Source organism: Dapis brunnea BLCC-M229 (genome assembly GCF_050015995.1).
In the GTDB taxonomy this organism is placed as follows: domain Bacteria; phylum Cyanobacteriota; class Cyanobacteriia; order Cyanobacteriales; family Microcoleaceae; genus Trichodesmium.
In genome coordinates, this window is sequence record NZ_JBNHEP010000059.1 from 41464 (window position 1) to 53974 (window position 12511).

At 32.4% G+C, this 12511-nt stretch carries 5 protein-coding genes; 3 read left to right on the forward strand and 2 right to left on the reverse strand.

Features of this window, described 5'->3' with window-relative positions; genetic code table 11:
- Positions 1-6 precede the first annotated feature (6 nt).
- Together ACP6PM_RS06585 and ACP6PM_RS06590 are read right to left on the reverse strand one after the other, a co-directional pair.
- Positions 7-297 carry a hypothetical protein gene (locus ACP6PM_RS06585; protein WP_426582968.1) on the reverse strand — a complete coding sequence of 97 codons (291 nt, stop codon included), beginning with the start codon at positions 295-297 and terminating at the stop codon, positions 7-9.
- Positions 298-632: 335 nt separating this feature from the next.
- On the reverse strand, positions 633-3893 hold the full coding sequence (locus ACP6PM_RS06590) for a tetratricopeptide repeat protein (RefSeq protein WP_426582969.1): 3261 nt from the start codon (positions 3891-3893) through the stop codon (positions 633-635).
- 511 nt (positions 3894-4404) lie between these two features.
- On the opposite strand from ACP6PM_RS06590, the gene ACP6PM_RS06595 reads away from it, so the two are divergent.
- The 3 genes from ACP6PM_RS06595 (at position 4405) to ACP6PM_RS06605 (ending at position 12406) form a co-directional block, all read left to right on the forward strand.
- Positions 4405-6981: a sulfotransferase domain-containing protein gene (locus tag ACP6PM_RS06595; RefSeq protein ID WP_426582971.1), complete on the forward strand. Its 2577-nt coding sequence runs from the start codon at positions 4405-4407 to the stop codon at positions 6979-6981.
- Positions 6982-7156: 175 nt separating this feature from the next.
- Positions 7157-10177, forward strand: a complete 3021-nt coding sequence (locus ACP6PM_RS06600; RefSeq protein WP_426582973.1) for a glycosyltransferase family 92 protein — start codon at positions 7157-7159, stop codon at positions 10175-10177.
- Positions 10178-10543: 366 nt separating this feature from the next.
- Positions 10544-12406 carry a methyltransferase domain-containing protein gene (locus ACP6PM_RS06605; protein ID WP_426582975.1) on the forward strand — a complete coding sequence of 621 codons (1863 nt, stop codon included), beginning with the start codon at positions 10544-10546 and terminating at the stop codon, positions 12404-12406.
- Positions 12407-12511 lie beyond the last annotated feature (105 nt).

Genomic DNA, 12511 nt, shown 5'->3' on the forward strand with positions numbered 1-12511 from the left:
TAGAGACTATTTTCTTTTGATTACTGAATTTATATCTTTGAGCCAAACTTCTAGTAAATCACCCTCTTTTGATGGAAATATTTCATTTTTAATGAGAGTATCGTAGCATTTTCTGAGATTATCTAATATTTCATTTTTTCCAGTTTTTAGTTTAACCAAAGAAAAGTCACTTGGTGTTTTTGTATCACCAATAATTATGAAATTCCAGTGGTATAACTGACAGCCTACTGCCAATTCTCTTAAAGCTTTATTGGGTGATGAAATTGTTGTGACAACTAATATTGTTTTAGATTGCATCTATATTTTTATGTAGGTAGGCAGAAATAAATATACAGCGGATTCCACCTTGGTGAGGTACACCCCGAAGCGAGCAAGATGCTCGCACTAGGAACATTTAATTTTTAATACCTGTACTTCATATACCTGGAATTTGCTGTAATTTTTATGTAGGTAGACATAAATAAATATAATATGCTGCATCCAAGGCGAAAAAAGTTGGCAGAGTATACCTAGTAAAGTAATTAGGATTGCTTCGTCGTTCCTCCTCGCAATGACATTTTACACTTAATTAAACCCACCTGCTTATTTATTCAAAGTTGGCTAGCAACCATCATAATATCTTCTACTTATTTTTAGTTTTTGTCTTTAGCCATTAGTTTTTCCTTTTCAACTTTTTTGAGAATCTTAAATATTCTTTGATATATAGTTTGCCAATTAATTTCATAATTTCCATAGGCTCCTTTCTGTAGTTCTTTAATATCTTGATATCTCAAAAAAGAGGGAACTATAGCATTTTCTTTCACACGCGACCAAAAGTTTTGTTGTTTAAGATGACCTTGATTAGCATAAGCTACACCAGGTTTATCACTTAACCATGATGTAATTACTAATCCCGAACCAAGCACACAAATATAAGCATAAATTTGGTGTGCCCAAACTATACTTTCATGTAAAGGACAACCCAATGTATTATATATTTTTATATCTTGTTTTAGCAGTTTAAAAATATTTTCTACTATTTCATTACAATCAATCCAGCCATCAAAAACCACCCCGATAGTGGGAAAATCTTCACTTAATTTATTGATGATATTTGCATATCCTTTCTCTTGTGATATCCAACTTTTATTGTGCGCCCGAATGTTTACCCAGAGTAGAGGGAAACACTCTTGATTATTTTCTCTATTTGGCAAGACTTCTTTGAAGTTTTCACTGCATTTATGCCAAGCAACATCATATATTCTAGCAACATATTCTTGAGTAATAAAATGTTCCGCCATCCTCAAACATAAACAGTTATTTTTCAATAATAACTGGAACTTTTTGATTTCTGACAAATCTCGCAGAATTAACTGTTTTTTATTTTTGAGTTCGGGAAAAATTTCTGTCACTTCTAAGTGTTGAGAGTTTCCTATTGCTAAACAATCTATCCGGTCTAACAAAAGATTTTTGTATAAATAATATATTCCATTAAGTTCTTGCCAAAAAAAGTGTCCTAGATTGGGTCGGAAACCAACAATTGATGTTAACAATCTTGGCTGTTGGGAATGAATATATTGTTTAACTTCTCTAAAATAAGTAACAAAATAAGCCTTCAAGGCATTATAATTACCCTGAGTTTGTTTAATAGTATGGGGAGCTTTATTTGATAATATTATAGCTATCTCAAATTTAGGAATATACAAAGATATTTTCCAGCCACCAAAACTACCTGCTAATATATAAAATACTTCTGCACCCACGAAACGATAAATAATTGTGAGGTCTTGAAGATAAAAAGATTCATTAGACCTGATTAGATTACCAGTGATTGGATCTACAGCATACATATATTGGAATTCTACTATGGTCTGGCTAAATTCTACTCCACTATTTAGACGGTGATCTGGAGTAGATAGTTTTCTATGGGGATAATGCTGTATTCTTTTGAGAGGATTAACTGGTAATTCTTGATCAAAATAATTGATATAAATATTTTCTAGCTCATTATTTTCTAGAGCAATGATTTGTAGATACTCTAAAGATATTCCCAATGTTTGAAGATGCTCTTGCTCTGATTCTGTGAGTTTTTTGATATTAAATATTACAATTTTATGTTTAGCAAAATAATTTTTAATTTTATCTGCTTCTGTTTCCAAATTCTCAGAATTTATATTCTCTATATCTAAATCTAATTCTTTGGTATTTTTTTGATTAAACCAATTCCAGATTTTATCGTAGATTGAATCGGGAGAATTATTATTAATTTTTTGCTTTGGTAATAAGTAATACTGTGGTTTAGGCCATTCCTTAAACAAACTAACTGCTTCTGGAATTAAGCCTACTTCTGACAAACTAATACTTAACCAATAATACCACCATAAATTCTGCAAATTTTTCTGGAAAACTCGATGATAACAATCAATAACCTGTTTGATTTTTCCATTTTTCACCAAAGACACTCCTAACAAGAGGTATTTGGAAATTTGACTCTCTTTGCTAGACTTTTTATCTAAAAATAAAACTTTTTCATAGCATAAAAGTGTTGCCTCCCAATCTTGTTTTTCCATCCACAACATCCCTAGTTCATAATAGTCTGAATTTTGAGGCTGAAGTTCAGTAACTTTCTGATAAGCCTGAATTGCTTCTGTTAAATTTCCAGTTTGTTTGTGGTCTTTTGCACAACTACGGTAATCTTCTATTAGACTTTGCTTCTGCTGTGACAGTAAAGATTTAAGTTTAGCGAAAAATTGAGATTTTGTAGGTAAAATTTCTAACCCTTTTTGGTAAATATCTAAAGCTTCAGCAAACCTCCCTGTTTCTCGTAATATTTCTCCCCATAAATAGTAAGCATCACCGTTAGTTGGATTTAATTCAATTACCTTTGAGTAGCAGGCGATCGCTTCTTCCTTCTTGCCTTGCTTTGATAAAACTTTACCTAAATTATGATAAAACCCAGAATTATTTGGCTGTAATTCAATCGCACTTTTGTAGGCATCAACTGCTTCTGACCATTGCTTTTGTTCAGATAAAGCCAACCCCAAATTGTTGTAAAAAAAACCATTTTGAGAATTAAACTCTATAGTCTTACGGTAAGCATTAATTGCTCCATCCCAATTTTTTAATTTCATCCAAGCCACACCTAATTTTTGGTAAGACCACAGAGAATTAGGATTGATTTCTATAGCGCTCTGAAAAGAAACAACAGCTTCCGAAAAGTCACGTTTTTCTAGTAAAACTTTCCCTATTTTTTGATAAGCTATCCATGTATTAGGTTGGAGCTTTACAGCTTTTTGATAATAGCTAATTGCTTCATCCAAACTACCCTGACTTGCCAAAGCATCTCCTAATAAATGATAAGCTCTAAATAAATTAGGATTTAACTCAATTGCTCGCCTATAACAAGCGATCGCTTCACTCAACTTCTGATGGTCAAAAAGAGCTTTACCTAGACTTAAACATTCTGATGCTGTTGCCGACTTTGGCTCTAGAGTTAATACTTGATAAGAACACTCAGCAGCTAACTTTAGTTTACCTAGCAACTGCCAAATTTTTGCTAAGTTTCGGTAAAATCCAGCAATGTTTGGTTTGAGGGCGATCGCTTTTTGATAAGAGGCTATAGCCAGCTGCCACTGCTTTTGCATAGCATATAGACTACCCATATTAGCATGGACTTCTGCCCAATCAGGTTGAGCAGCAAGGGCTTTTTTGTACCAACCCATAGCTTCTTCTACTTGGCCCATAGCAAGGCTAATGTTTCCTTGTATTTTGTGCCCAGGGGCAAAGTCTGGTAGTGCTGCTAAGACTTTTTGACAAGCTGCCTGGGCTTTATCTAATTTTCCTTTGGCCAAATAGGTTTCTGCCTGTTGGAGATTTTCAACTGCTATCGTTTTTGGATTTAACTGGGAGTGCATATTTGTATTTAATTTAGGATACTATAGGTAGCTATATTTTATTATTTCGGCCTAGATCAAATTTGATTTTGAGGTTCTCATTTATAAATGACTATAGGAATTTGTAGTTCAATTGGCTAGGAAGAGGCAACAATAATTTCAAAAATATTATCGTAAGCATTCAGCCGTCAGCTATTAGCTATAGCACTACGCAAATAGGGCGCGGACATTTATAAATGCTCAAATTCAGTTAGGAATTACTTCTGACTTCTGACTTGCGCATAGCGCTATATCAGTTATTGATGAGAGGAGGAGGTAAAAACAATTGAGAAATTGAGAGAGAATAAAAAGTTACTGCCAAACTACCCTCCCTTAACCCTAGCAGTAATTATTCATGGCTTTGTTGCTGATAGCTGACTGCTAAGAGCTGAATGCTTAAATATTATCAATTTTTTCTGCCACTGTATATCAAATATAAATTATTGAATTAAAGACAATATCTAAAAATATAGAGAGGTTTCATAATATCAAGATGACTTTACCTAATTTTATCATTATAGGCGCTCAAAAGTGTGGTACAACTTCCTTGTATAACTATATGATTGAGCATCCACAAATTTTACCTGCAGCAATGAAAGAATTGCATTTTTTTAATTGGTTTTCTAAACCAGTAAACAACAAAAAAGCAGAAGGAGTAGATTGGTATTTATCTCATTTTCCCACAATTCCTAATGGAAAAAATCTCATTACTGGGGAAGCTACGCCAGATTATTTAGTAGATCCATATACTCCCCAGAGAATGTTTAATTTGTTACCAGATGTTAAACTAATTGTGCTTCTCAGAAATCCTGTAGATAGAGCGGTATCTCATTATCATCATAATCGAGGAATTAGTAAAAAACGAGAACCTTTACCTTTCAGACAAGCAATTGAAAAAGAACCAGAAAGATTGAATCTAGAAAAAGAAAAACTCATCTCTGATGAAAATTATAGAAGTTTATTTCATAGAAACTACAGCTATTTAGAAAGAGGGATTTACATTGAACAATTAGAAAAATGGATGAGTATTTTTCCTAGAGAACAGTTCTTAATTCTCAAAAGCGAAGATTTTTATGATAACCCAAATGTTATACTAACACAGGTATTTAATTTTTTAGGCTTACCTAATCATCAAGTAATAAATAACAGGAAATACAATGAACGATCTTATCAGCCAATAGATCAAAAAATGCGCTCTAGTCTTGGCAAATATTTTCAACCTTATAATCAAAGGCTAGAAGAATATTTGGGTATAAAGTTTAATTGGGATATGAGTGCTGACCAAGAACAAAATCAAGCACATAATTTACAACAAAAGGAACAGATATTAATGTCTGAATTCAAAGAGAAATTAGATAACTATCAGTCTCAGCTAGAGAAAATACATTCACAGCTAGACTCAAAACCATTTTCCTCATCTAATGGAGAAATAAATATGAAATTTAGCAATGATGACTTAGTGGCAAAAAAACCAAAGTCGAAAAGAACTGTTCCAGTTTTAACTAAAGATGCGGTTAATTTTTTAGAGAACTTTTTGCGGCAAAAACCGAACGCTAAAGTATTGGAATTTGGCAGTGGTATTTCCACAGTTTGGTTATCAAAGCTAACTAAAAAACTCGTTTCTATTGAGCATGATATAGAGTGGTATAAAAAAGTTACAAATTATCTCCAAGCTGATAATAGTTGTAATCCAGTGGACTTTAGACTACTTGCTAGACCATATCATACAGTTTGCCAAGAATTTAAGAGTGAATTTTTCGACTTGATTATAGTAGACGGTCGCGATCGAGCAGAATGTCTTGAAGCATCAATGACAGTTTTAAAAAAAGGTGGAATATTGATGGTAGATGATGCACAAAGAGAGAGGTACAAACCAGCATATAATTTGTTAAGAGATTGGCAATTGACCAAAACTGTTAGTAAGACTAAGATTCAAAAAGCTACCTATTGGTGGCAAAAACCAGATTCTGATCAACATGAAAAACAATTACCTGAAGTAAAACCACAAGCAAAAATAGAAATTATAGATATTAGCTTTGCCAAAATTGATTCCCAAAATCTACTGAAATACCATATAGATAGACCAAAAAAAGGAGATAAAATTGATTCTGACAATAATCAGATTGAAATTATTGGTTGGATTTTGGGGAAAAGCTCTCAAGCAGTAGCGGTAGAAGTTCTCAGCAATGGTAAATTACTTCAAAAAGTATCTATTAATAAAAAACGTCCTGGTGTGGCAAAGGCTTATCCCCAAATTCCCCTGGCAAAAACAAGTGGTTTTGTCGCAGATATAGGATTAATTGGTTTACCAAAAGAATCAGAATTAACATTACAAGCCATACTAAAAGATAAAAGCCGTGTACCTCTTGGCTCCATAAAATTACATATTAAACCTGACAAATCAATAGGCGTAATTTATATTGCTACTGGAGAAAAATATATTCGTGAAGCCTGTCAATCAGTAGCTAGTTTGAAAGCTCAAATGCCTCAGATGCCTGTCACAATTTTTGCCGATGAAGATATCAAAAATTCTAACTTTGAGCAAGTAGTAGTTATAGAAAAACCTCATTACAATCATGTAGATAAAGTTCAATATATGTATGCATCACCTTATGATTACACATTATTTATTGATACAGATACCTATATTTCTGCTGACTTTTCAGAGATATTTGCACTCTTAGATAAATTTGACATTGGAGTAGCTCATGCTCCCTTGAATATGAAGGGCTTTCAGAATGGTGTACCTGAAAGTTTTCAACAGTTCAACTCAGGGGTAATCTTATATAAAAAATCTCCTCAAGTAGAACAATTTTTTGCCAATTGGTTAGAATGGTATAATCCACCTAATTTCGATCAGCCTACTTTTAGAGAAGCTTTATATAAGAGTCAACTCAGAATAGCAACTCTAGCCCCAGAATATAATTGCAGGTTTCCTTTTCTCGGAGCTGTTTTTGGAACTGTCAAAATTCTACATGGAAGGCATAAAAATTTACCATTAGTAGCTAAAAAAATAAATTCCAAAAAAGGTTTAAGAGTTATCAATCCTAAAGGATTTAAACATCTGTGATAGATTACCTGAACATTCATCAGTCAGAACCCTGAGTTCTATTTGTTGTTGCCCAAAACGAGTGTCTCGGAGGATAAATATAAAAGTTTTGGTATGCTTGCCAATAGCTGGAAATAGACAATTTATTTCATAAGCTTAGGAAGATGTTGGCTGCGACTAAGTTTGCTCATATAATTTGAGGATTTGTCCACTTGCTCGTGTTCTTTGTCGCCAAAAAATTAACGTAGTTGTAGCATTAGTCTGTAACTTAGGAGATATTTCTATGAATCAAGCCAGAGAAAAAGCCACTTTAAGTGTGTGTGCAATTATGAAAAATGAAGGACCGTATTTGGTCGAGTGGTTAGAATTTCATAAGTTAGTTGGTGTTGAAAGGTTTTATTTATACAACAACAATAGTAATGATAATACTCTTGATATTGTGCGTCCGTATAGAGAAAATAATGAAGTAGTTATGGAAAATTGGCCAGTGCAAAATGGTCAACAAATGAAAGCATATAATCATTTTTTTAAAAAGTATAAAAATGAATCAAAATGGATAGCATTTATAGATTTAGATGAATTTTTATTTCCCACAGAAAAAAATGATTTAAGAGAAATATTAGAAGAGTTCTCAGATGTTCCGGCTGTAGGGATTAATTGGTTGATTTTTGGCACATCAGGACATCAGGAAAAACCGGAAGGGTTGCAAATAGAAAATTTTACTAAACGAGCTAAAGAAGATTTTAAGGCTAATCTAAATTTTAAATGTATTGTTCAGAGTGAATTTACGATTAAATGTACGACTCCTCATCATTTTGTTTATGTTAATGATGGAGCAGCAGTTAGCGAAAATCATGAAAAATTATCAGAGAACATTTCTTCTAAACATTCAGTGAAAAAAGTGAGAATTAATCATTACTTTACTCGCTCTATGGAAGAAGCTTTAAATAAGATAAAAAGGGGTAGAGCAACTGTCAATAAAAAAAGAAAACTAGGAGAAATAAAATACCATGACCGTAATGATGTAGAGGATTTAACTATTCAACGTTTTATCCCTAAATTAAAAGCAGCATTAAAAACAACAGAAGTCACAAATATCGACTCAAATACTACTGAGAATTATGATGAAATTATTGGCAAATCTTTAGAGGGAAATCAGTTAATAGAAGAGGTGGAAAGCGATTACCTTAACAAAAAAGGAGAAAAGTGCAAATTAAGTATATGTGCAATTATGAAGGATGAAGGTCTATATCTAGAAGAATGGCTAGAATTTCATAAATTAGTTGGTGTAGAAAAATTCTACTTATACGATAACAATAGCACAGATAATACTCAGGATATTTTGCAATTCTATATTCAAAATAGTGAAGTTATTTATTATAATTGGCCGGATAGACCAGGGCAAATTTCTGCTTATACCCATTGCTTAAATAATCACAAATATGACTCAGAATGGATAGCATTTATAGACTTAGATGAATTTTTATTTCCCACAGTAGCAGATAAGATAACAGACATAATAGATGAATTTTCTGACGTTTCAGCCCTAGGAGTTAATTGGCTAAACTTTGGTACTTCAGGATATGAAAAAAAGCCAGAAGGATTACAAATAGAAAACTTTATTAAACGTGCTAAGACAAGTTTCGGTCCGAATAAACATATCAAATGTATTATACAACCAGAAAAAACAGTTCGCCCGCTGAATCCTCATCAATTTGTATTTTCCCAAGGTAAAGTAGTCACAGAAAATAAACGACCAATTAACAGACCTTGGTCATCAACACATTCCATCAAAAAAATAAGAATAAATCATTATACTACTCGCTCAAAAGAAGAAAGTATGAAAAAAATGATGCGAGGTAAGGCAAATAAAAACGAACGGAGACGATGGTCGCATTTTGAATCGAAAGATGTGATATTTAATGAAGTAGAAGATTTAACTATTCACAGATATATTCCTCAACTCAAGAAATCATTAGCAGCAGTTGCCAAGGAGAAAAGCAAGGTAAAATATTCCTTAGAAAAATCCAACTCATTACTAACTATTGGAAATTTAGGTAAAGTAGTGATTGAGAATGAATACCTAAAATTAACAGGTTGGATAGTTTCTCTAAATCTGATTCCTATCAGCAGCTTTAAAGTTTTGATTGGAGGTGAAGAATATAGAGACTTTAAACAAACTCTAGGAATGGCAAGTCCGAGAATAAAAAAAGCCCACCCTAGATTAAAAGGGTCAGGAAAAGCGAGATTTTATCTGGAAATACCTCTTAATAAAACACATATAAAAAACTATCAAAACCTCCTAATTGTTTTAACTCCTATTGCGGAAAATTATGAAGGTTGCATTTTGGTTAATGTCTTTAATCCTTCTTTTATGCTTCCTAGCAAAGAATACATAGATCGAGTTAATAGAAATAGTTCTTTTAATTTTCGGTCTAATGCTTTCAAGTGGTTAGGATATTTAATTCAAAGAACAGGTATCAAACCTAGAGATAGTATTCTTGATATAGGCTGTGGAATAGGTGAAATTGCCTATGGTTTGTCTTATTACTTAACACCTAGAGCGCGTTATGAAGGTATTGAATTTTCAGAAAAAGTAATTGATTGGGCAAAGCAAGAAATTACTTCTAGAAAGCCTAGCTTTAACTTTCAATGGCACGATATTTATCATCCTCTTTGTAATACTAAGGGAACTATGCCTATGACAGAATTTATATTGCCCTATCCAGAAGCAAGTTTTGATGTGATTTGTATTAGTAATCTTTTTTATCATTTGTCTAGTATTGATATGCGTCATTATTTCTATCAAATTCAGCGAGTTTTAAAAGTAGGAGGAAAGTGTTTATTTGCCTGTTTTTTAATTAACTATGAAACTGAAACATTAATTGCTGATGATAAAAGTTCTCAGCCTTTAGTTCATGAAATAGAAGGTGGTTTATGTTTAGATCCAGAACTGCCAGAAAAGACTGTAGGTTTTCAAGAATCCCTACTAATTGATTGGATAAAAGAAAGTGGCTTAACTATTGTAGGCAAATATTATGGTTCATGGTGTGGGCGCAAATCTTTTACTTATCAAGATTTGCTAATTGTAGAAAAAAAAACTGAACTTAACTCAAAGTTATCTAACTACCAGGTAATCTTAGAAAAATACAAGTCTAAATTAGAAAAAATTCAGGTTCAAATTGATGCTTCAAAATCTCAAATTAACCAGAATTAATGTAAGCATTCAGCGGTCAGCTATCAGCTAGCCTCCTGCGGAGGAACTTCATTAACAGCTTTATTACTATTAAGGGAGGAAAAAGTAATTGAGAGATTTCCAAGAATTAAAAGTATGTGTAAAATTATATTAGATATCTCCAGAAAAGAGGGAGTAGGGAGTAGGGGAAAAGAATTAATGATTTATGTGGGATAATTGATTTGATTTTTTATTATTGGAGATGTCTATTAGTCAACCTTAATAGTCTATCGAACCACATAGTTCATTAAAAAGCTGTTTGCGTAGCATTCCGCAGGATGAGCTGACTGGTAATAGCTGAATGCTTACGAATTAAGCACAATATTATTGTAAAAATTTAATCGAAAAATGAGCGAGATAAATCAACCTCACCGACCAGAAGAAGTAAACGCAAAAGTTATTTCAATTCATGTACCAAAAACTGCTGGTACAACATTTAAAAAAGTTTTGAGACAAGTATATCATCCAGAAGAGATTTTCTTTGACTATCCACATCGAGGTGATTTACGCCATAAAATGTTAACTAATCCCAAGCCTGGAGTCAAAATAATTCATGGTCATTTTCCTGGCCATAAATATGATAATAAATTTCCAGAGTATAGAAAAATTATTTGGCTAAGAGACCCGATAAAACGGTTGATTTCTCTTTACTTTTTTTGGAAAACTTGGCAAATATTAGTAGAAAGTGATACAGAAAATTTAGCACCTGTCAAAGAATCAAATTTTACATTTAGAGAATTTGCTGAAAAGCCGGAGATGCAAAATCTAATCAAATCAAAATTTGTGCAAGAACAGAAATTAACAGATTTTTATTTTGTCGGGATTCAACAATTTTTTAGTGAGGATTTATATGAACTCAAAGCAATGCTAAATTGGCCAGAGTATGAATTAGAAACTCAAAATACTAATCCCTATCCAGAATATAAGTTATTACTAGAAGAAGTATTATCTAATCAAGAAATAGTCAATAAAATATCGACGATAAATCAGGAAGATATAGAACTTTATCAAGAGGCTTTAAGTTTACGGCAGAAGCGGAGAAAAATATCCCAGATACAATACTATACTCAAGACTATTCTAGTAAACAAAAAATTATCGGCAAAAAACGAAAAATTAATCCTTTGCTTACTTGGGGTTCTATAGATAAAGTAATAATTAAAAATCAAGTTTTACGCTTATCTGGTTGGGTTGCTTCCCTAGATGCTGGTATATTAGAAGGGTTTAAAGTTTCTATTGGGAATCAAGAGTTTAGTTTCTTTGAAAAAACTATTAATATACCTAGTCCAGATGTAGAGAAAGTTCACCCTAGTTTATGTGGTTCTGGTAATGCTAGATTCCGTATTAAAGTGCTTTTAAATCAACAACAAATTAATCAATTAAAACATTCATTAATTGCTTTAATTCCTCAGTTTCAAGGTAGTGAAGGTATTGTCATATTGAAAGTATTAGCACCACTTTTACCACTGCCTGACGAGAAATTTATAGAAATAATTGGAGAAGATGACAGTAGTCAATTTATTCGTACTTCCTTCAAATTATTAGGAGATTTAATTCAGAGATTAGGTTTGCAGCCAACAGACCATATTCTTGATGTTGGTTGTAATATTGGTACAGTTGCTTATGGCTTAGTTCATTACCTACAACCTTCTGGTCGTTATGAAGGTTTTGATGTAGTAGAAAACTTTATTGCCTCGGCAAAAAAAGAAATTACTAATCGCAAAGCTAACTTTAATTTTAACTGGCATAATATTTATCATCCTCTCTACAATCCTACTGGAGAAATATCTGCAACTAATTTTATTTTTCCTTATCCTGATGCTAGTTTTAATTGTGTTTGTATTTCTCACTTATTTACTCATTTACAAAGTGATGAAGTTCGTCATTATTTGGATGAAATATATCGAGTTTTGCAATCTGGAGGGAGATGTTTATTAATCTGCTTTTTAGTCAATTCAGAATCAGAAGAGTTGATTACTAAAGGTAAAAGTAGGGGCTTGGTAACCAAGCCCCTACAGCTTATTTATGAAATAGAGGATGATTTTAATATAGATATTAATTTGCCAGAGAAAGGGATTGGGTTTAGTGAGAATATACTATTAAAATGGATAGAAGAACGAGGTTTTAAGATTCTAGAAAAATCTTATGGTTATTGGTGTGGTCGGACTTCATCTATTAAAGAAGATTTGTTAGTTTTGGAAAAAAGTATTTAACAGGTAATAGGGAATAAAGGGCAAGTCAAAAGTTAAAAGTAAGTTTGATTAATTCATTTTCTCAAGCGCACGCCGGATGTAGATGGATAGTAAAATTTTCTGACT

Bases quoted from the DNA above. Each gene is read 5' to 3' on its own strand.
- ACP6PM_RS06605 (WP_426582975.1), top strand. From the start codon at position 10,544: ATGAGCGAGATAAATCAACCTCACCGACCAGAAGAAGTAAACGCAAAA.
- ACP6PM_RS06595 (WP_426582971.1), top strand. From the start codon at position 4,405: ATGACTTTACCTAATTTTATCATTATAGGCGCTCAAAAGTGTGGTACA.
- ACP6PM_RS06590 (WP_426582969.1), bottom strand. From the start codon at position 3,893: ATGCACTCCCAGTTAAATCCAAAAACGATAGCAGTTGAAAATCTCCAA.
- ACP6PM_RS06585 (WP_426582968.1), bottom strand. From the start codon at position 297: ATGCAATCTAAAACAATATTAGTTGTCACAACAATTTCATCACCCAAT.